Raw genomic sequence first — 18,687 nt, 5'->3', positions numbered from 1 at the left:
GCCCCTGCTCCCGCGCGTACAGGCGCGCTTCCAGCGTTCTACTAGACTTTCCTCCTGTGCCTCTTGTAGGACTCGGCGGGCATTACCTCCATTATCTTCTCGTACAGGCCTATGTACACGTAACCCTGCTCTGTGACGTAGTAACCCGACCCTCTTCCCGCGCCCTCCCTGTAGACAAGGCCGAGGCCCTCCATGAGGGCGAGGACTTTACTGCACCTGTCGAGTGGGAGGCCGCTGGCTGTGCACACCCTCGTCTTGAGGGCTGGCTGTTCGTCTCTTATGGCTGTCAACAACTCGTACACGATGTCGTGGCGGCAGCGCTTCGCCCTCGCCAGCATGGCTACGCACACTTTAACTCGAGGTTCACGCTCTCTACTCTACTGACCTTTTTCACATCGGCCTCCTCGTCGACCTCGGCCGACTCTACGTAGACGAGCTCCCTGACCTCGGCGTCCTCCTCCACAACGACCTTGTAGGCCTCAACCCTGTTCGCCTCGGAGCCCTTCCTCAAAACGACCTCGTACCCTACCACCTTGTCGACCTCGGCGTCCTTCTCCACTGTGACTTTACAGGCGTTTATCTCGCCCCTAACCCTGGACTTCTTCCCGACCACGACCTCTCTCGCCACGATCTTCTCCGCCTCGGCTTCGCCGCCCACCCTGATCACGTCGACCTTAATGGCCTTCGCCTTGATGGAGCCCCCGACAACGACCTCGCCGCCGACGAGGCCGCCCTCAACCCTCGCAGAGCCCCCGACCTTGAGTAGCTTTTTCACGTCGGCGTCCCCTCCCACCTTGATCGAGCCCCCGACAACGACCTCGGCTGCCCTCAGGTTCCCGGTCACGCTCGCCGCGCCGCCTATCTTCAGGGCCTCGACCTCCAGGTCCCCGTCGACTTGTAGAGACCCCCCTACGTCGATCCTACCCGCTTTGATAGGGCCCCTCAACTTGACGCTACCGCCAACCCGGAGCTCCTCTATGCCCACCGAGCTCACCCTGTGACCACTTTAGTCTCACAGTCTAAAATAGGAGACTCACGAAATGTGAGCTTTTGTATACCCGTGAGTAACTAGCCCTTTAGTACAGCTTCGAAGCCCACCCTCAGAGGGGTCTGCAACGCATGGTATAGACCCGAGGACATCGGGCTTTCGCGTTTTCCTCGTCTCAAGACACCAACCTCTCTTCCAGAGACGCTGTCCCGATACGTGTGGTGCCGGCTTGAAGCCTCTGGTACCTAGCCCTTGACCTCTGACACCGGGGCCGCGTGATGTAAGGATTCGGGAGGCACCCCTACCTCTCCACGGGGGGCGCGGACTGCGGAAGCGCGTGAACAGCAGTTTTGTACCCCACGGCAAGGGTACTAGCAAATCAACCTGCGTAAACAAAACAGGCCCCGGGACCGGTCCAAGGGGTGGTCGAGTGAAAAATGGGGTGAGGGGATACAGGCTTACTTGCACTTCTTGGCCTTCTTCTCCTCGGCCTCAGCCTTGGGTTTCGCCTCGGCCTTCTCTTTCTTCGACATGCGCCCACCTCGGCCTTCACAGTAGTCTACAATGGCCTCAGTATAAAACCACTAAGAGCCGCAAGGGGTCAGCTCTCCACCTCGTCAACGCTGTAGGACCCAGGCCCGCACAGCCCTCTGGGCCCCTAGCGGCCCTACCGTTGGCCAACTTCACTACTTCTTCCACACGTATGCTTACCGCGGTACCAGACCACATCTATGACACCGCTTGCGGACCCTGACCCGTGTAGGAGAGTCATGGCCGGTAAAAAGATAAAGCACGCCTAGGGCGGGCAGTGCGGGTCTGCCGAGGGCTAGGGGTGTGGAAAAAACGGGATGGGCTCATCCCGTGGTCTTGTAGATGGTGTAGTAGGGCATCAGCATAGGAGGCCCTATCTCGACGCCGTGTACGTTCTTGGAGTGCACCACCATCAAGTTGCCCTGTAGTAGTGGTATGAACGGGGCGTCCTCCGCGAGGATCCTCTGGACCTGTACGTACAGCGCCTCTCTCTCGGACTGGCTCGTCTTGACCATGGCCTCCCTGAGCAGGTTGTCCACAGTCGAGTTCGCGTATCCCGAGCCGGTCCACTTGTTAGCCGTGCTCAGCAGGAAGGGGGAGAGGAAGTCGTCGGGGTCGATGTAGTCGGGGTACCAGCCGAACAGGCTCAGCATCATCCTCCCGTTCCTAGCGTTGTCCACGTACGTAGCCCACTCGGCGCTCTTGACCTCGACCTGTATCAAGCCCGTTGCCTCGAGCTGGCTCTTGATCAAGGTGGCGACGTCCGCCTCTGTGTCCCCGTAGTGGGTCGGTGTGTACCAGAGCTCCAGCTTCAGCTTGTTCGACTCGCTGTACCCGGCCTGCCTCAGCAGCTCCCTCGCCAGCGTCAAGTTGGGGCCGGGGCCGTAGGCGTCCTTGAAGGCGTCTATGTGGCTCCACATGCCGGCCGGTACGAGGCTGTAGAGAGGCGTCATGGTGCCGAAGAACACCCTCTCGGCGATCTCGCTCCTGTTGAGGGCCGCCGCAATAGCCCTCCTGACGAGCACGTTGTCGACGGGGCTTATCTTGGTGTTGACTATTATGTACCTTATGAAGGAGCCGGGTATGCTCTCCACGACGAAGTTGGGGTTGCTACCGAGCGCGACGTAGTCCTGGGGCCTTAGGGTCCTCCAGGCGATGTCCACTTCGCCGTTCTCCAGCGCGAGCCTCAGCGATGTGGCGTCCCTGTAGAACTTGATCACGACGGTCTTGGTCATCGGTTTCTCGCCGTAGTAGTAGGGGTTGGCCTCTAGGACTATGTACTCGTCTCTCTTGAAGTCCTTAATACAGTACGGCCCCGCCCCACCCCACGTCGCGTCGCTCACTATCTTGTCGTCGGGGTAGTTCGGGCTCACAGGGAAGTACGGGGGCGTGGCCGCTAGCGCGAGGAAGTAGCTCGCCGGGGTCTTGAGCTTGAACTTGACCGTGAAGTTGTCGAGCGCGACCACGTCGTCCACGAACTCGGTGACTAGCCAGGAGGGGTCGCCCTGGATCTTCATAACCCTCTTAACGCTCCTCACCACGTCCTGGGCAGTCACCTGCCTCCCGTCGCAGAAGTACACGTTGTTCCTCAGCTTGAACACCCATTCAGACCCGTCGGCCGAGACGCTCCAATTCGCTGCTATACCCGGTACCAGCTGGTCTGTGCCAGGCTTGTACTTCACGAGCCCGTCCATAATGTTGGTCAAGACCTCCCAAGTGAAGAAGTCGTAGGCGTTGGAGGGGTCAAGGTCTGTCACCTTGTCTGTGACCCCTATAACGATCTTCTCTGCGTAAGCGGGTGTTGTAGTCGTAGGCTGGACCGGCCTGATTGCGAGGTAGTAGTACGAGGCGACGGCCACGGCGGCCACTAGGACGACGGCTACGGCGATGAATATTCCTCTACGCATCAAACCCCCACCACTTTTCCAATATGTAATAGTCCGTTCGAGTTAAAAGCATATTTGTGATAAACATTGGTGAAGCCATATTACCGGGTGCGTAATGGCATGGGTTTGCTTAGATATGTGGCTATAAGAGGTACGTTGATCATACCCACAATCCTCATCCTCTATACCTTGGTCTTCATAGTCCTCAGAATCCTGCCGGGCAACCCCGTACTCGCCGCCCTGGGCACGAAGAACATACCGGAAGAGCAGTTGAAGGCCATCATGGCGGAGCTGGGCCTCGACAAGCCCCTCTACATTCAGTACTTCGAGTACCTCGTCAACTTCCTGAGGGGCGACATGGGGATGTCCATGGTTGTGAGGGGTAGGCCTATAGCAAGCGACATAGCCGACAAGCTCCCAGCTACGCTGGAGCTGACTGTCTGGAGCATTCTCGTGAGCCTCGTCATCGGTGTGGGGACCGGATACCTGGTCGCTAAGCGGAGGAGCAGGTACCTAGAGGCCTTCGCGAGGGTCTTCGGCTCAGTCGTGTTCGTGGTCTTCATACCCGCGCTCGGCCTAGCCCTCCAGCTGGTCTTCTCGAGCTACCTCAAGATACTGCCGACCGGCGGGAGGATATCGAGTATCGAGGGTTTCAAGCCCATTACAGGGATCTACACACTCGACGCGATTCTCGAGTTGAACCCCCGCGCCTTCGTAGACGCCCTCTCCCACCTAGTACTGCCGTCTATCACACTCGGCCTCGTCATCTCCGGGCCATACATCAGGCTGGCCCTAAACAACCTGGAGGCCGTCATGTCGTCCAAGATGGTAGACGCGTACAGGTCGAGGGGGATCAGGGAGCCCAAGGTGGTAAGGCACGCTTTCAAGCACGTCTTGATCCCCATAGTCACCTACACGGGTCTACAGTTCTCGCTCTTGATGGGAGGCGCGGTCTTGACCGAGACGACCTTCAACTGGCCGGGTATCGGGACATACCTCGTCGACAAGGTCATGTACAGGGACTACACGGCTATACAGGCTGTTATACTGATCTTCGCCTTCATAGTCGGCTTGACGAGCCTCATCGTGGACGTGGTCTACGCCTTGATCGACCCGAGGGTGAGGTACTAGGGTGGTGGGGTTGAGACTCGCCCACGTATTCAGAGACGCCTACATAGTCGCGGGCCTAACAATAATAATCGTCTTCGTAGTACTCGCCCTCCTAGCCGACGTTATAGCCCCCTACTCCCCAGTCGAGTCCGTAGGTGCGCCACTGCGGCCGCCCAGCCCCGAGCACATAATGGGGACAGACAACCTAGGCCGGGACATCTTCTCGAGAGTTGTCTACGGGTCTAGGATAGTCCTGGCGATCGTAGCCCTCTCTATAGCCTTGAGCGGCTTCGTGGGTACCCTAGTAGGCCTCGTGAGCGGCTACCTCGGTGGTCTGCTCGACAGGGTGCTGTCTTTCGTCATGGACTCGATATACGCCTTCCCATCCCTAATACTCGCCATAGCCTTCTCGGTGGCCTTGGGGCCGAGCCCCGTGAACGCCGCTGTAGCGATAGCCGTCGTCTACGTGCCGACTTACTTCAGGATGATCAGGGGCCAGGTCCTCAGCGTGAAGAACGAGGGGTTCATCGAGCAGGCCCGCGTACTCGGCCTGCCCCCCTCGAGGATCGTGGTGAGGCACATACTACCCCACGTCTCGAGGACCATGATGGTGGTCTTCAGCATGAACAGCGCCGACGCCATCTTGACGGAGGCCGCACTGAGTTTCATAGGCTTGACAGTCCAGCCCCCAACCCCGGACTGGGGGTTCGACTTGTACAAGGGGAGGGGCTTCGTCCTGGACGGCAAGTGGTGGCTCATGGCCTACCCGGGCCTCTGCATAACACTCCTGGCCCTGGGCTTCGCCCTCGTGAGCGAGGGTGTCTCGAGAATAACGGGTGCGAGGTTGAGGTAGGTTGCCCGGCCACGTCCTAGAGGTCAAGGACTTGTGGGTGAAGTACTACACGCTGAGCGGGGTGGTGCACGCGGTCTCCGGCGTGTCCTTCAAGCTGAGGAGAGGCGAGATGCTGGCGGTGGTGGGCGAGAGCGGTAGCGGGAAGTCCACACTAGCGTACGCTCTGATGAACATGGTCCCGAAGCCGGGTAAGATCGTAAGGGGGCGCGTCTTACTTGGCGGCACGGACCTGTTGACCCTCACGCCAGAGGAGCTCAGGAGGGTGAGGGGGAGCAGGATATCCATAGTCTTCCAAGACCCGTTCACCACTCTCGACCCTCTCAGGAGGGTCGTCGACCAGTTCACCGAGTTCCTCATGGAGCACGGCCTCGACAAAGCCGCGGCGCTGCGTGTAGCGAGAGAGTACACTGAGGCCGTCGGACTGCCGGGGCGAGTGCTCGAGTCCTACCCGCACCAGTTGAGCGGGGGGCAGAAGCAGAGGGTGGCTATAGCGATGGCGATCAGCCTGAGCCCCGAGGTGGTCATCGCGGACGAGCCTACTACAGCGCTGGACGTGATAGTCCAGAAGCAGATCATGGACTTGATAGACGATGTCAGGAGGAAGTACAAGTCCTCGTTCATCCTGATAACACACGACCTCGCCCTGGCCCTCGAGAGGGCAGACACCGTCATGGTGATGTACGGGGGTTACGTGATGGAGTACGCCGATAAGAGCGAGCTGGTCCGCGACATGTGGCACCCCTACACGAGGGCCCTCTTCGAGTCTCTGCCCAAGCTCGGCCAGAGGGGGCTGCCCAGCTTCCTCCCCGGCTACCCGCCCGACTTGAGGAACCCGCCCAGCGGCTGTGTGTTCCACCCGAGGTGCCCCCTGGCGAGGGAGAAGTGCCGGGCCGAGCCACCGCAGCTCGCGGAGGTCTCGAAGGGGCACTACGTGGCCTGCCACTACGCGGGGGTGGTGGGATGAGCGGCGTTGTCGAGCTAAAGGGCGTCGTCATGGACTTCGAGGTCAGCTTGCTTGGTCGTAAGAAGAGGGTGAGAGCGGTCGACAACGTGACGCTCAGCATCGCGGAGAACGAGATATACGGCCTCGTGGGTGAGAGCGGTAGCGGGAAGTCGACTATCGGGAGAATCACGCTGAGGCTCTACAAGCCTACAATGGGCAGGATCTTCTTCGAGGGGGTCGACATAACGGACTGGAGCGAGAGGAGTTTGAGGAGGGTGAGGAGGAGGATGCAGCTCATCCCCCAGGACCCCTACAGCGCCATAAACCCCGTCCAGACGTTGGGCGAGGCCCTAGCCGAGCCCTTGATCGTCCACGAGAAGCTCGATAAGCGGGAGGCCCTCGATATCACGGCGAAAGCCCTCGAGGAGGTCGGGCTTGTGCCCCCTGAGGACTTCATTCACAGGAAGCCCCACGAGCTGAGTGGGGGCCAGTTGCAGAGGGCGGTGATAGCGAGGTCCATGATACTGAGGCCGAGGTACGTGGTCGCGGACGAGCCGACCAGCAACCTAGACGCCTCTATCAGGGCCTCGATCGTCAAGCTGCTCTTAGACCTCAAGAACCGCTACGGCTTGTCCATGCTCTTCATAACACACGACATAGTACTGCTCAGCCTCATAGCAGACAGGGTCGGGGTTCTATACATGGGGCAGCTCGTCGAGGAGGGGCCCGCAGACAAGGTCGTGAAAGAGCCGCTACACCCGTACACGAAGGCCCTCCTGTCGGCCATACCCCGCGTTGGGGGCGAGGTCGAGACAGAGAAAGTAGACCTGAAAGGAGAGATAGGAGACCCTTCCAACCCGCCGCCAGGCTGCCGCCTCCACCCCAGGTGCCCGTTCGCGACGGAGAGGTGCCGCAGAGAGGAGCCGCCCCTCGTCCGCGTTAACGGGAGGTGGGCGAAGTGCTGGCTGTTCTACGGTAAGTAACTATTTTTCTGACCGTGAGACCTGCAGAGGCCGTGCCATAGCGTCCAAAGAGTCGTGTGCGGAGTTGAGCGGGGAGCACGGTTCTGTAGCCGACCACGCCCTGCTCGAGTAACCGGAGCCTCGCGCAAGTCCCTGAACCCTACTCGGGACCCCGAGAGCGCTTCACGTAGCCCTGCTGTGAGGCCGCGGCCACTTGGGCGCTTGCGACCTGTGGCGCCTCCAGACCAGGCCCCAGCAGGCCTACCTGCCTTAGGCATCCAGCTTGCGAGCTCTACCTCACGGCTGCTCGTTGGCCTACGGGCCGGTGCGCGGGCTCAACACGGTTCAAATCGAAAGCCGGGGTGGCATATGATGCGGAGGAGAGGTCTACCCGGCTTTATTGAGGTAGTCCTCGACGATCTTAGCCAGCTCGTCCATTCTCTTCACGCCCTCTACCTTCACGCTTCTTCCAATCTTACCGCCGTTCTCGACCGTCATTATGAGAGTCGTGGGAGAGGCGTGGACGTCGAACTTCTCGAACGCCTTCGAGGCCGCCTTGCTCCCGCAGTCCTTGCTGAACCAGTTGCACAGGACTACGAGGTAGCTGAAGGGGTAGGCGTCACCCAGCAGCTTGACGAACGGGTACCAGTACATGTCGTAGACTCTACATGCTGGGCACTTCGCGTTGTCGAAGTAGACCACGTAGTTGCCCGGCTCCAGCTTCTGGGTGAAGTCCTCGTCGTCGACGGATATCAGCACCCACTTAGAGTTCTCCCTCGAATACCTGTACACGCCGTGAGGCGAGTCCACGTCGACCTGGTCGAGCGAGAGCCCGACCTCGCCCCTCGCAAGAGTGCTCTTCTCCTCTGCCCTCAGCAACTTCTTCAGTATGGCGATAAGCAGGTCGCGGTCTTCCAACGCTCAAGCACCTCTGTATTAGAGGCCAAGTAATATTATTGTGTTGTTTATAAATTAAACAGCTTCAAGGCGAGCTCTATGACCCCCACGTTTAGAGTCTACAACGGAGGCGTGAACCTTGTGTTCGGCGTCAACGGCCTCGCGGAGTTAAAAAACGTGTTGTCGTCGATGCGAAGGCCTGTTATCGTGACCGGGAGGCGGTCGGCCGTCGAGAGCGGCGCGCTAGCAGAGGTCACCAAGGTACTCGAGGAGAGCGGTGTCAGCTACGTGGTGTACGACAGGGCGACCCCCAACCCGACGCTCCAGCAGGCAGAGGAGTTGGCCGAGTACTACAGGAGCGAGGGCGGCGTGGAGTTCGTCGCTATAGGTGGTGGTAGCGTGATAGACCTGGCGAAGTCTGCCAGGGTCCTCGTCGCCGGGGGCGGGAGTGTCCGCGAGTACTTCTACGGGATGAGGCAAGCGCCCAGGGAGAAGCCGCTACTGTTCGTCGTGAACACCACGCACGGGACGGGTAGCGAGGTGGACAGGTTCGCCGTCCTCACCGACGAGGGCGAGCTCGAGAAGAGGGGCTTCCCGGCGGGCTACCCCGACTACGGCGTAGACGACCCGAGGTACACCCTGACGCTGCATGTCAACCAGTCGGTCTACACCAGTATAGACGCCCTATCCCACGCGATCGAGGCGGCGACGTCCAGGGCGTCCAGCCCCTACACGGAGTTGCTGTCCGTCGAGGCGTCTAGGAGGGTCTTCGAGTACCTGCCCAGGGTAGTGGGAAACCCGAGGGACTTGGAGGCGAGGTACTGGCTGCTCTACGCATCGATGCTCGGGGGAGTCGCAATAGACCACTCGCTGACGCACCTGGGGCACGGCCTAGAGCACGTGCTCAGCGCCTACAACCCCAAACTACCCCACGGGGCTGGCCTCGCGCTCGTCCACGCGAAGCTGGTCGAGTACATCTACAAGGCGAGGCCCGAGGCGACTTGGCGGATCCTCTCCGCTATAGACCCCGGCCTGAGGCCTAGAAGCGAGGACGCTCAAAGGGCTGCGTCCGCTTTCAAGGGGTTCCTCGAGAGGGTTGGGTTCGGTGAAGGGCTGGGCGACTACGGGTTCACGCCTGGGGAGGTGGAGCGGCTGTTCAAGAGCATTGTTTCGAGGAAGAGCATGAAGAGGTACGTGGAGCTGGCCCCCTTCGAGGTGACAGAGGGCCTCCTATCCGAGGTCGCGGCGGGCCTGCCCTATTAGCAAAGTTAACTTTATTAACTTTGGTTTTAATTAAACAGTTAGGAATCCGAAAGGGTGAGTTAGATGAGTGAGCTGGGCAACCTCATATACACGCCTCAGAGGGCTAGCGGCGAGGCGATCACCAAGGTTGAGTCCCACACACCTAGGATCCACGCCCCCGACAAGGTGAGCAAGAACACCCCGTTCAAGGTCAGGGTCGAGGTGGGGCCGCACCCAAACACCGTTGAGCACAGTATCAGGTGGGTCGAGCTCTACTTCAAGGAGGAGGGCAGGGCCTTCAACCCCGTGTTCTTGGGGAGGTACGTGTTCGAGCCGGTCTACCACGAGCCCGTGGTCGAGGTAACCCTCAAGCTAGCCAAGAGCGGGAGGCTCATAGCCGAGGCGTACTGCAACCTCCACGGTGTATGGGAGTCCTCCAAGGACATACTCGTCGAGTAAAGAGGTGTCGTTTTTGGGCGAAAACAAGAAGTATTTTTTCGTGCTCAAGTCCATCGAGCTCTACAACAGGTTCCGGGCCCCCGAGGCAGAGGCTAGGCTCGTAGACGTGAGAGAAGACGGCACCGTGGTCGTCGAGTTCCAGGGGTCCTTCTGCCACACCTGCGGAATCAGGGACTGGGTCGAAGACCTCGCCTACGTGATGAAGAGCCTGGGCGGGGACGCCGAGTTAAAGGAGTACATAGAGCCGGAGGGCGAAGAGGACTATAAGAGGGTCGGCGTTTTCAGGGTAAGTAAAGTGCCGGACAGGTTCGATGAGGAATGGTCGACGAAGTAGACCTGAAGATAATCGACAAGCTGTTGAAGAACGCCCGGTCCACCTACAGCGAGATCGCGAGAGAGATCGGTCTAAGCGACGTAGCGGTGATGAAGAGGGTCCGGAAACTAGAGCAGGAGGGCGTCATAAAGAAGTACACCGCTATAGTAGACCCCTGGAAGCTCGGCTACAGTAAGGTCAGTATAACGGGTGTGAACGTCGAGCCCGACAAGCTGTTCAACGTGATAGAGGAGCTCAAGAAAAGGGACTACGTGAAGCATTTGGTAGTGACCTCCGGCGACCACAACGTGATCGCGCTCATATTCGCGAGGTCGTCCGAGGAGATGATAAAAATACACGACGAGATATCCCGGTTGGACGGGGTCGTCAAGGTCTACCCAGCTATCGTGAGCGACGTTATCAAGGACGAGATGAGGGTCTAGCCCCCCGCACCTGCCACACCCACTCAGTCTACACCCCTGCAGTAGGGTGCGGCCCTTTTGTGCGAGGTGTATTTGAAGGCGGGCTCAGTAGTATACACCTAGGTGAGACGCCCCCTGGCGGGGAAGGTAGAGGAGGTCTACTTACTGTCCAAGCTGATGTGCAAGCTGTACGCCGCGTCTAGGAGAGACACCCTCACTAACATCTCGAGGAGGCTGGGCGTGTCTGTGCAGGAGTTGAGCAGGATAATGCGTAACAAGGAGCCGGTCAGCGCTAGAAGGGCGGCCGACCTGGTCTCTAGGCTGGCACACGTCGACGAGGACGCCGAGCTCAGGAGGAGCATCCGCGAAGCCCCGCTGCCCTTCCCCCACTTGAACAACTTGACTTCACGATACCCCCTCAGCCTATACTGCTTCCTGTACAAGGCCATAGACGCGGTTAAAGACCTCGAGTTCGGCTACATAGTCACCGTGGAGGGGGCCGGGCTGGTCCTGGCCACCCTAATGGCGGTAGCCCTCGGGAAGAGGCTGGTCTACGGTATAAAGGCGGCTAAGGTGGCCGGGGGCCGCTCCTTTACAGCTGGTCAGGGCCCGGCCTACTCCCTCGACGCGACTCGTCGAACCGTCTCCTTCCCCAGCGCACTGGACCTCAAGGGGGAGAGAGCCGTTGTCGTGGACGGGGTGGTGTGGACGGGGGCGACCGTGAAGTCCATGTCCAGGTACGTCGTGAAGAAGGGGGGTGTGGTCGAGGCCGGCGTTTTAATGGTGACGACGCGAGAGGTGGTAGAGATGCTGGAGAGGGAGCTGGAGTGCCCAGTGCACGCCCTCCTGACTCTATGACGACGTGTACGCTGGCGGGGTGAAAAACCTAGGAGACGAGGACCTCCACGTCTACCTCGAAGACCCTCCCACCGCGCAGCACCTTGAGCGTCACGTAGCCCCTGTCGATAGCCTCCTCAACCGCCTCCCTCAAGTCGCTGGTCCTCGCGAGCTCCCTGCCGTCAGCCTCCAAGAGGATGTCCCCGTCCCTCAGACCGCTGTGGTGCGCGGGTGTCCCCGGGATGACCCTGGCCACTATAAGGCCCTTCTTCACTCCCAGCCTGTAGAAGCCGGCCACTGTGGGGTTGAGAGGGGCGACGTAGACGCCTATCCACGCCCTGACAGGCCTGCCGTACCTCTCGATCATGAGTATGAACCTCTTCACTGTGTTGATGGGTATGGCGAAGCCTATGCCCTGGGCGTAGGGGACGATGGCGGTCGTCACCCCGATGGCCTGGCCGCGGAGGTTGACCAGCGGCCCCCCGCTGTTACCCGGGTTTATCGCGGCGTCGGTCTGGACCAGGTCCTCGAGCATAAGCTCCTCGGTGTAGATGTTCCTGCCCGTCGCGCTCACGACGCCCATCGTGACGGAGTGCTCGAAGAGCCCCAGGGGTGAGCCGACGGCCAGCACTATCTCGCCGACTCTTATCTGCCTGGAGTCCCCGAGCTCTATGGGAGGTTTGTAGTCCGGTACCTCAAGCAGTGCGAGGTCCCTGCTTGCGTCGGCTGCTATCACACCCGCCTCGTGCGAGTAGCCGTCGCTGAAAGTCACGGCTACTCTAGAGGCGTTCTTGACAACGTGAGCGTTCGTGACGGCAATTCCCTTCCCCACTATGAAGCCGGAGCCGAACCCCCTCAACGACTCGTAGCCGAAGAAGAGCAGGGGCACCTTGATCTCTGTGGCCACCGTTATAACCGAGTCCTTGACCCTCTCGACGATGCCCGCGATCTCCTCGTTGAGCTCCTCCAGTCTCACCTAGACCACCTACTCCTCCCCTGCCTCCACTTTGTAGAGTAGGTACCTGTCGTAGAGGTCCGTGGACAGTATGTCGAGGAGGGCGATGAGTATGAGCTCCTCGTCCTGGCTCAGCTCCTCCTTATTCAAGAGCTCCACAGCCCTCTCGAGTATTCCCGCAGCACCCTCCCCGCCCTCGCCCCGCTTCCAGAGGAGCTCGATGTACTTCGCCTTCATGTTGTTGTAGAGCGTGTCCAGCTCGTCTGCCAGGTCAACGGCCTCGTCCTCGCGCAGCTGGAAGTACCTCTCGACCGCCCTAGCGAGCTCCCTTCTCTCCATGAGGACACCTGTCTATAAGTGTGGGCAAGGGGCTATATGTACATTACCCTTAGGCCTACCTAACGCCGCAAACTATTTTTACCACGCATCCACCTTATTGAGAACCGTGGTCCTGTCATGGTGGAGTTTACGCACCTCCTTTTCGCGATCCTCGCGGCCCCCTACATCGCCGCTGTCTTGATGTACACCGCCAGGGCGGTGAAGGGGCCCACTGTACCCGACATAATCCTCGCAGTCGACTGCATATCCTACGACCTCGCAGTTTTCCTAGCCCTCCTCTCGGTCTACTACCAGTCACCCCTCATGATCGCCCCGGCCATCCTCCTAGCCCTCTGGGCGTACCTACTAGACGTCTTCGCCTCCAAGTACCTGGTCTCCAAGGAGGTGGGGGCTTGACGAGCGACCTCGTCTTCTGGGCGGGGGTCGTGGTGGTCTTCGTAGGAGGGGTCTTCGACTTCATAGCGGGGCTGGGGATGCTGAGGTTCCCCAACTTCTACGTCAGGCTCCACGCGGCTACGATAGGGGCCATCTACGGCGCTGTCCTACCGCTGATCGGCGTGGCCCTCATGGCCCTCGGCTCGCCTATACCGAACAACGCCTTTATCGCGGGCGGCTGCCTCGCCACAGCGCTCGTCCTCTTCCTCGTGGCGCCCATAGGAAGCCACCTGCTAGCCTACGCAGCCCACAAGGCGAGGGCAGTGGAGTGGAGCCCCGTCGTGAACCAGCTGGGTGAGGAGGAGTGATACTGGTCTACCTCACCCTAGTCTTTGCGGGCGTCCTAAGTACGCTATTCACGTACTTGGCTGTCACAGAGAAGGACCTACTGAAGGCGGCGGCTTACTCGGCTGGGCAGAGCATCGCCTACAGCATTCTGTTCCAAGTCTTCGCGGCGACAGACATACTGTTGGCCTACATCGCCATCTCCGTCGGCGTTTACTCAGGGCTGCTGATATTCATTGTGAGTAAAACCGAGAGGTTCGAGGTGTAGGATTTGGGCAGGAGACTGCTGGGGATGGTCTTCGTCTACTCCCTCGCGCTGGCGCTAGCCCTAGTAGTCTACGCTACCGGTAGCCTACAGCCCCCCCACGAGATCAAACGGCTCGGGATCTTCTACGTGGAGGAGACCTTCTTCGGGAACATGACCGCGATGAGCCCGGAGGCCGTGACCGCTATTGTGTGGGACTACAGGGGTCTCGACACGGTCTACGAGACAGCCGTCTTCTTCCTCGCCGTAGTAGCGGGTCTAGCGGTGTTCAGGGTCTCCAAGACCCCACCGTTGAAGAGGGGCGTGGGGCTGACGGAGATATCCCGGACCTCCACGAAGATAGTGGCGGCCCTGATAGTCGTGGTCTCAGCCTCTGTAGCCCTCCACGGCCACCTAACGCCGGGCGGCGGGTTCCAGGGCGGCTCAACCCTCGCTATAGCCCCCCTACTGGTGATCCCGATATTCTCCTACTACGCGCTCCTCGCGAGGAGGCTGACCCCGGGCCTCCTCGTCGCCCTCAGAGGGCTGGCCCTGACGGCGATAGGCCTCGTGGCTCTCCTGCCGGTGTTCAAGGGCCTCGAGGTAGTGACAAACATAAAGTTCTACCCCGCCTACATCCTGGGCCAGCTCGTCAGCGGTAGCCTGCTCCTCTACAACTCGTCGGAGTACATAGCCGTAGCCTCCGGGTTCGCTGCGGTTTTCCTCTACCTGTCCTTCGAGGAGGAGTTCCACGAGGAGGAGAGGGGCGAGGACCATGGGTGAGGCCGGGCTAGTGTGGAGCCTTCTCGTAGGGCTGCTGGCAGTCAACCTCCTGGTGTCCGTCTACGGGATCATTTACGGGAGGAGCCTGACGAAGAAGCTGATCTCCCTGACGATCTTCTCGGACACGGTCTACGTCTTCTTCATAATGGTGGGCTACAGGCTCGTCTACCCCACTGTACCACCAGTCTACGTGGAGCTTACACGCGACCAGCTGGACTACCTGGTGAAGCACGCGGTGGACCCTGTACCCCAGGCCCTCGTATTGACGGGCATAGTCATCGGGATGGCCGTGAACGCCCTGATCGGCTTCGGGATCATTCAGGCCTACAGGCTGAAGAAGACCGTGACCGCGAGGGAGCTGGTCGGTTTCGAGGAGGTGGAGTAGCGTGTTCAGAGAGGTCCTAGTCACCCTCTGGCTATTCCTCTTCTACATCGTCTACACCGGCAGCACCACCCCGTACGACATAGCCACCGGCTTGGCCGTCGCCGCGCTCGTCGGGGTCCCCGCCTCGAGATTACTCGTGTCAGACGAGAAAAAGCTACTGCAGGCCAGGCGCTACATCCACCTCTTCTACTACGCGCTGAAGTACATGACCGTGATCGAGTTCAAGGCGCACATGGACGTCGTGAAGAGGGTGTTCACGACGAGGCTGAACCCGGGCATCGCGAAGATACCCGTCTACGCCAAGAGCAGGTACGGGAGGCTGTTGATAGCCGTCTCGATCACCAACACACCGGGCACGGTAGTGGTCGACGAGAGAGACGGCTGGTTCTACGTCAACTGGATAGACGTCACCTCGACCAAGCCCGAGGAGGCGAGGCTGGCTATAAGCGCAGAGTTCGAGGACTACGCATTCAAGATATTCGAGTAGGGGTGGGACCGTGAAGAGCCTGGTAGGGCTGGTCCCGCTCGCCACCGTCCTAGGGGCCTTCACAACGCCCGTCGTCTACCTCGTCACGAAGTCTAGGAGGGCCACGTTCGCTTACGCGACGCTCTTCTCCCTGTCCGCGCTCGTTCTCAGCCTGGCCGTCGCCGTGGAGGTCTACGCCGGCAAGGAGGTCGTCGTCTACAACGCGGGAGGGTGGCCGGGGCCTGTCGGGATCGTCTACGTGGTGGACGGGGTCAACGCCCTCCTCGCGCTGGTAACGGCGTTCGTCTCCTTCCTCGTCTTCGTGTACAGCTACGAGTACATACGAGACTCGGGCTACCCGTGGTACCTGATGATGCTGCTCGGGGCCGAGACGGGGCTGCTCGGCGTCATATACACGGGGGACGTCTTCAACCTGTTCGTCATGATCGAGGTCACGGCGATATCCAGCTACGGGCTCGTCATGTACTACAGGTGGAGGGCCACCTCGATCGTCTCGGGCCTGAAGTACGCCTTCATCGGCGCTCTCGGGACCACGGGCTTCCTCCTCGCACTCGCGATAGTATACGCCGTGTTCGGCAGCCTGAACCTGGTCGACATAGGCCTCAAGGCCATGGGCTACCCGGGCAGCTCGGTGACAGGGGGGCCGCTAGAAGACGCTGCGCTAGCCGTCGGGCTTGTCCTCGCCCTCTCGCTCTGGGCCTTCACGATCAAGAGCGGTGTTTTCCCCAACCACTTCTGGCTCCCCGACGCCCACCCGGCCGCCCCCACCCCTGTATCCGCCCTGCTCAGCGGGCTCGTCGTCAACGCTGGGGCGGTCTCCCTGTACAAGGTGCTGTACCTCGGCTTCAGCGCGTCTCAGCTACCCGGGGTGAGGGTAGTCGTGGAGTCGGTCTCGCTCGTCGCGCTGGTGACAGGGTTGGTCTCCAGCTTCCTGGGAGGCCTACTAATGGTCGTCCAGGCTGACGTGAAGAGGCTCATAGCCTACTCCACAGTCATGAACATGGGGTTCGTCTTCATGAGCATAGCTACGCTCTCGCCTATAGGAGTACTGGGCTTCGTCTACTACACGGTGGTCCACTCGCTGGCGAAGGCCACCCTGTTCCTCTCCGTGGGGCCGGTGATCAGGGCCGCAGCCTCGAGGAGGCTCGACAGGATAGCGGGTCTCGGGCGGAGTATACTGCCTTCGGGCGCGGCCCTCGCGGTGTCGACCCTTACGCTCGCCGGGATACCGCCCCTACCGGGCTTCCTAGGGAAGCTCCTGATATACCAAGCCCTCTTCCAGTACAACGTCGCTGCGGCTGTCCTGTTCGTGGTATCAAGCGCAGTAGGGCTGGTCTCCTACATGAGGCTCTTCTACGTCCTACTCGTCTCCCCACCAACCCAGACCCCGGCGCCCGTCCACGCGCCGCTCATGAAGAGCGTGCTAGTCGTCTTGAGCGCCCTCCTCATCGCGGCAGGCCTCGTGTTCACCTTCAGTAGGTCTGCCTTCGACTACGTGTTCTACGAGCCGGTCAAGGCCGTGGGAGACGTCGCGTCGTACCTCAGGTCTCTGAGCACCAGCCTCTACGGGCTGCCCGGATAGCGCCGTTTTTTGCTGTCGCAGTCAATACCGTTAGTCCCACCCGAGTAGCCCCTCCTTGATCACACAACGAGTGGGATTCACGTAAAATTTTGTTTGTATAATGTATTTATAAGAGTCATTACGGTTAACTTTACATGGGGGGCTACTTGGACTTCATGAATTTTGCTTTCCTCTGCCGGAGCAAGCCCGCGTCGAAGAATCTGAGGGTCGCGGTGATCGGCGCTGGGCCCGCCGGCCTCGCCGCGACGGGCTACCTTGTCTGCCGGGGCTTCGAGGTCGACGTCTTCGACAAGCAACCTCTCCCCGGGGGTATGATGGTCTTCGCGATACCTCCCTGGAGGATCCCGAAGCAGAGGGTGCTCGAAGGCGCCAAGAGGCTGGAGGAGGTCTTCGGCGTAAGGTTCTACACTAGGACGAAGGTGTTCGCTGGAGAGGTGAGGCACGAGGAGGGAGACTCGCTGGTCGAGAAAGGCGTCACCCTCGAAGAGGTCGTCAACGACTACCACGCCGTCCTGATATCGACGGGCACCTGGGAGTCGAAGATACCCAGGCTCCCGGGCGTGGGCTCCGAGGGGGTGGTCTCAGCCCTCGACTACCTCTACAGGGTCAGAGTCTTCGAGCTCGGCTTCACGGCGTCGCCTCCACCGAGGTCTAGGAGGGCTGTCGTGATAGGGGGAGGCTACAGCGCTATCGACGCGGCTGAGCAGGCCAGCAGGATGGGCGCTGACGCGACTATAGTGTACAGGAGGACCGTCAGAGAGGCGCCGGCCGGCGTATACGAGGTCGAGAGGGTCAGGAGAGAGGGAGTGGACTTCGTGGAGCTCGCCTCCCCTGTCGAGGTGGTAGCCGAGAACGGCCGCGCGAAGGGAGTGAGGTTCCAGAGGATGAGGCTAGGACCCCCGGACGAGTCGGGGAGGCCTCAGCCGGTCCCCGTCGAGGGGGCCGACTTCGTCCTCGAAGCAGACCTAGTCATCTTCGCGACAGGAGAGGCACCCACCCCGCCGGTCACGCGTAGCGAGGAGGTCTTGAGGAAGCTGGGCCTCAGCCTCAAGAAGGACGGGTCTGTATCGGTGAACAAGATCTACCAGACCAGCAACCCGAAGGTCTTCGCAGCAGGAGACGTGGTGACTGGGCCCTCTAGGGTCGGGCCCGCGGTAAAGTCCGGGCTGTACGCGGGGAGGTTCGTCGAGAACTGGCTCGAGACGCAACTGGTTAAGGCCCCACTGACTGCGAGGTGAGCCCGCGTGGCGTCCGCTCCCCAGCCCAAGTACCTTAGGGTAATAGACCTGGGAGCCTGCATAGGCTGCGGCGCGTGTGAGGCGGCGTGCGACTTCCTACACGACGGCAGGCCGTTCATCAAGGTGTACAGGACATCGCTGGGTCTGGACATACCCCTCTCGTGCTTCCACTGCTCGAAGGCACCCTGCGTAGAGGTCTGCCCGACCGGCGCCATGACGAGGGACCAGTCCGGGGCGGTGTACGTGGAGAAGAGCAAGTGTATAGGCTGCCTAGCCTGCCTCTACGCCTGCCCGTTCAGCATCCCGGAGCTGGAACCCGTCCTCAAGGTCTCCAGCAAGTGCGACCTGTGCAAGCCGCTGAGGGAGACGGGGCTGACACCGGGTTGCGTGTCTATGTGCCCGGCCGGCGCTATCCTGTACGGTGAGGAGGCCCTCGTCTACGAGGCCGGCAAGAAGAGGATAGCGGAGTCGATGGCAAAGGCTAGGTTCGAGGCGTTAAGGTAGCGGGTGT

24 protein-coding genes are annotated in these 18,687 nt (G+C 60.5%); 18 read left to right on the top strand and 6 right to left on the bottom strand.

The window, feature by feature from the left end:
- Nucleotides 1–41: 41 nt before the first annotated feature.
- From WLZ34_RS07045 to WLZ34_RS07035, 3 genes are all read right to left on the bottom strand, one after another.
- A complete protein-coding gene (locus WLZ34_RS07045; protein WP_434731322.1) occupies nt 42–338 on the bottom strand; it encodes a winged helix-turn-helix domain-containing protein in 297 nt (98 codons plus the stop codon).
- A gap of 2 nt (nt 339–340) precedes the next feature.
- Nucleotides 341–994 (bottom strand): polymer-forming cytoskeletal protein, encoded by a 654-nt coding sequence (locus WLZ34_RS07040; RefSeq protein ID WP_434731321.1) that lies wholly within the window; start codon nt 992–994, stop codon nt 341–343.
- 848 nt (nt 995–1,842) lie between these two features.
- A complete protein-coding gene (locus WLZ34_RS07035; RefSeq protein WP_434731320.1) occupies nt 1,843–3,426 on the bottom strand; it encodes an ABC transporter substrate-binding protein in 1,584 nt (527 codons plus the stop codon).
- A gap of 99 nt (nt 3,427–3,525) precedes the next feature.
- Here WLZ34_RS07035 and WLZ34_RS07030 point away from each other — a divergent pair, with 99 nt between their 5' ends.
- The 4 genes from WLZ34_RS07030 to WLZ34_RS07015 are packed head-to-tail and all read left to right on the top strand — an operon-like array spanning nt 3,526 to nt 7,294.
- Nucleotides 3,526–4,536: an ABC transporter permease gene (locus WLZ34_RS07030; RefSeq protein WP_434731319.1), complete on the top strand. Its 1,011-nt coding sequence runs from the start codon at nt 3,526–3,528 to the stop codon at nt 4,534–4,536.
- A gap of 4 nt (nt 4,537–4,540) precedes the next feature.
- The gene (locus WLZ34_RS07025; protein ID WP_434731964.1) at nt 4,541–5,368 is read left to right on the top strand and encodes an ABC transporter permease; all 828 of its coding nucleotides are present in this window, start codon (nt 4,541–4,543) and stop codon (nt 5,366–5,368) included.
- A 1-nt stretch (nt 5,369) separates the two neighbouring features.
- A complete protein-coding gene (locus WLZ34_RS07020) occupies nt 5,370–6,332 on the top strand; it encodes an ABC transporter ATP-binding protein (protein ID WP_434731318.1) in 963 nt (320 codons plus the stop codon).
- The gene (locus tag WLZ34_RS07015; protein WP_434731317.1) at nt 6,329–7,294 is read left to right on the top strand and encodes an ABC transporter ATP-binding protein; all 966 of its coding nucleotides are present in this window, start codon (nt 6,329–6,331) and stop codon (nt 7,292–7,294) included. The genes WLZ34_RS07020 and WLZ34_RS07015 overlap by 4 nt, the downstream gene beginning before the upstream one ends.
- Nucleotides 7,295–7,660: 366 nt before the next feature.
- Here WLZ34_RS07015 and WLZ34_RS07010 read toward each other — a convergent pair whose 3' ends face one another.
- Nucleotides 7,661–8,191, bottom strand: a complete 531-nt coding sequence (locus WLZ34_RS07010) for a hypothetical protein (protein ID WP_434731316.1) — start codon at nt 8,189–8,191, stop codon at nt 7,661–7,663.
- A gap of 78 nt (nt 8,192–8,269) precedes the next feature.
- Here WLZ34_RS07010 and WLZ34_RS07005 point away from each other — a divergent pair, with 78 nt between their 5' ends.
- The 5 genes from WLZ34_RS07005 (at nt 8,270) to WLZ34_RS06985 (ending at nt 11,464) form a co-directional block, all read left to right on the top strand.
- Nucleotides 8,270–9,433 carry an iron-containing alcohol dehydrogenase gene (locus WLZ34_RS07005; RefSeq protein ID WP_434731315.1) on the top strand — a complete coding sequence of 388 codons (1,164 nt, stop codon included), beginning with the start codon at nt 8,270–8,272 and terminating at the stop codon, nt 9,431–9,433.
- A 63-nt stretch (nt 9,434–9,496) separates the two neighbouring features.
- A complete protein-coding gene (locus WLZ34_RS07000) occupies nt 9,497–9,871 on the top strand; it encodes a class II SORL domain-containing protein (RefSeq protein WP_434731314.1) in 375 nt (124 codons plus the stop codon).
- Nucleotides 9,872–9,875: 4 nt separating this feature from the next.
- Complete coding sequence (locus WLZ34_RS06995; protein WP_434731313.1) at nt 9,876–10,205, top strand: hypothetical protein; 330 nt, start codon at nt 9,876–9,878, stop codon at nt 10,203–10,205.
- Nucleotides 10,190–10,627: an Lrp/AsnC family transcriptional regulator gene (locus WLZ34_RS06990; RefSeq protein WP_434731312.1), complete on the top strand. Its 438-nt coding sequence runs from the start codon at nt 10,190–10,192 to the stop codon at nt 10,625–10,627. The genes WLZ34_RS06995 and WLZ34_RS06990 overlap by 16 nt, the downstream gene beginning before the upstream one ends.
- Nucleotides 10,628–10,729: 102 nt before the next feature.
- A complete protein-coding gene (locus WLZ34_RS06985; protein ID WP_434731311.1) occupies nt 10,730–11,464 on the top strand; it encodes a phosphoribosyltransferase family protein in 735 nt (244 codons plus the stop codon).
- Between the two features lie 28 nt (nt 11,465–11,492).
- Here WLZ34_RS06985 and WLZ34_RS06980 read toward each other — a convergent pair whose 3' ends face one another.
- The gene (locus WLZ34_RS06980; protein ID WP_434731310.1) at nt 11,493–12,419 is read right to left on the bottom strand and encodes a S1C family serine protease; all 927 of its coding nucleotides are present in this window, start codon (nt 12,417–12,419) and stop codon (nt 11,493–11,495) included.
- Nucleotides 12,420–12,428: 9 nt separating this feature from the next.
- The gene (locus WLZ34_RS06975) at nt 12,429–12,737 is read right to left on the bottom strand and encodes a hypothetical protein (protein WP_434731309.1); all 309 of its coding nucleotides are present in this window, start codon (nt 12,735–12,737) and stop codon (nt 12,429–12,431) included.
- Nucleotides 12,738–12,854: 117 nt separating this feature from the next.
- On the opposite strand from WLZ34_RS06975, the gene WLZ34_RS06970 reads away from it, so the two are divergent.
- From WLZ34_RS06970 to WLZ34_RS06930, 9 genes are all read left to right on the top strand, one after another.
- On the top strand, nt 12,855–13,133 hold the full coding sequence (locus WLZ34_RS06970) for a monovalent cation/H+ antiporter complex subunit F (protein ID WP_014737657.1): 279 nt from the start codon (nt 12,855–12,857) through the stop codon (nt 13,131–13,133).
- On the top strand, nt 13,130–13,480 hold the full coding sequence (gene mnhG, locus WLZ34_RS06965; RefSeq protein WP_434731308.1) for a monovalent cation/H(+) antiporter subunit G: 351 nt from the start codon (nt 13,130–13,132) through the stop codon (nt 13,478–13,480). The genes WLZ34_RS06970 and mnhG overlap by 4 nt, the downstream gene beginning before the upstream one ends.
- Complete coding sequence (locus WLZ34_RS06960) at nt 13,477–13,725, top strand: hydrogenase subunit MbhD domain-containing protein (RefSeq protein ID WP_428727381.1); 249 nt, start codon at nt 13,477–13,479, stop codon at nt 13,723–13,725. The genes mnhG and WLZ34_RS06960 overlap by 4 nt, the downstream gene beginning before the upstream one ends.
- A gap of 3 nt (nt 13,726–13,728) precedes the next feature.
- A complete protein-coding gene (locus WLZ34_RS06955; protein ID WP_434731307.1) occupies nt 13,729–14,484 on the top strand; it encodes an MnhB domain-containing protein in 756 nt (251 codons plus the stop codon).
- Nucleotides 14,477–14,869 (top strand): sodium:proton antiporter, encoded by a 393-nt coding sequence (locus WLZ34_RS06950; protein WP_434731306.1) that lies wholly within the window; start codon nt 14,477–14,479, stop codon nt 14,867–14,869. The genes WLZ34_RS06955 and WLZ34_RS06950 overlap by 8 nt, the downstream gene beginning before the upstream one ends.
- A gap of 1 nt (nt 14,870) precedes the next feature.
- On the top strand, nt 14,871–15,356 hold the full coding sequence (locus WLZ34_RS06945; RefSeq protein ID WP_434731305.1) for a Na+/H+ antiporter subunit E: 486 nt from the start codon (nt 14,871–14,873) through the stop codon (nt 15,354–15,356).
- 10 nt (nt 15,357–15,366) lie between these two features.
- Nucleotides 15,367–16,938, top strand: a complete 1,572-nt coding sequence (locus tag WLZ34_RS06940; protein ID WP_434731304.1) for a proton-conducting transporter transmembrane domain-containing protein — start codon at nt 15,367–15,369, stop codon at nt 16,936–16,938.
- Between the two features lie 134 nt (nt 16,939–17,072).
- Nucleotides 17,073–18,176: an FAD-dependent oxidoreductase gene (locus tag WLZ34_RS06935; RefSeq protein ID WP_434731303.1), complete on the top strand. Its 1,104-nt coding sequence runs from the start codon at nt 17,073–17,075 to the stop codon at nt 18,174–18,176.
- A gap of 6 nt (nt 18,177–18,182) precedes the next feature.
- Nucleotides 18,183–18,680 (top strand): 4Fe-4S dicluster domain-containing protein, encoded by a 498-nt coding sequence (locus WLZ34_RS06930; RefSeq protein WP_428727375.1) that lies wholly within the window; start codon nt 18,183–18,185, stop codon nt 18,678–18,680.
- Nucleotides 18,681–18,687 lie beyond the last annotated feature (7 nt).

It is taken from the genome of Thermogladius sp. KZ2Tp1 (genome assembly GCF_051131135.1).
Taxonomy (GTDB): Archaea; Thermoproteota; Thermoprotei_A; order Sulfolobales; family Desulfurococcaceae; genus Thermogladius.
The sequence above is the reverse complement of the archived record's forward strand: the minus strand, read 5'-3'. Positions and strand labels throughout refer to the sequence as shown.

Excerpts from the sequence above, each read along its gene's own strand:
- WLZ34_RS06970 (WP_014737657.1), top strand. The coding sequence starts at position 12,855 with ATGGTGGAGTTTACGCACCTCCTTTTCGCGATCCTCGCGGCCCCCTAC.
- WLZ34_RS07045 (WP_434731322.1), bottom strand. The coding sequence starts at position 338 with ATGCTGGCGAGGGCGAAGCGCTGCCGCCACGACATCGTGTACGAGTTG.
- WLZ34_RS07005 (WP_434731315.1), top strand. The coding sequence starts at position 8,270 with ATGACCCCCACGTTTAGAGTCTACAACGGAGGCGTGAACCTTGTGTTC.
- WLZ34_RS06975 (WP_434731309.1), bottom strand. The coding sequence starts at position 12,737 with ATGGAGAGAAGGGAGCTCGCTAGGGCGGTCGAGAGGTACTTCCAGCTG.
- WLZ34_RS06950 (WP_434731306.1), top strand. The coding sequence starts at position 14,477 with ATGGGTGAGGCCGGGCTAGTGTGGAGCCTTCTCGTAGGGCTGCTGGCA.
- WLZ34_RS07030 (WP_434731319.1), top strand. The coding sequence starts at position 3,526 with ATGGGTTTGCTTAGATATGTGGCTATAAGAGGTACGTTGATCATACCC.
- WLZ34_RS07015 (WP_434731317.1), top strand. The coding sequence starts at position 6,329 with ATGAGCGGCGTTGTCGAGCTAAAGGGCGTCGTCATGGACTTCGAGGTC.
- WLZ34_RS06990 (WP_434731312.1), top strand. The coding sequence starts at position 10,190 with ATGGTCGACGAAGTAGACCTGAAGATAATCGACAAGCTGTTGAAGAAC.
- WLZ34_RS06935 (WP_434731303.1), top strand. The coding sequence starts at position 17,073 with ATGGGGGGCTACTTGGACTTCATGAATTTTGCTTTCCTCTGCCGGAGC.
- WLZ34_RS07035 (WP_434731320.1), bottom strand. The coding sequence starts at position 3,426 with ATGCGTAGAGGAATATTCATCGCCGTAGCCGTCGTCCTAGTGGCCGCC.
- WLZ34_RS07000 (WP_434731314.1), top strand. The coding sequence starts at position 9,497 with ATGAGTGAGCTGGGCAACCTCATATACACGCCTCAGAGGGCTAGCGGC.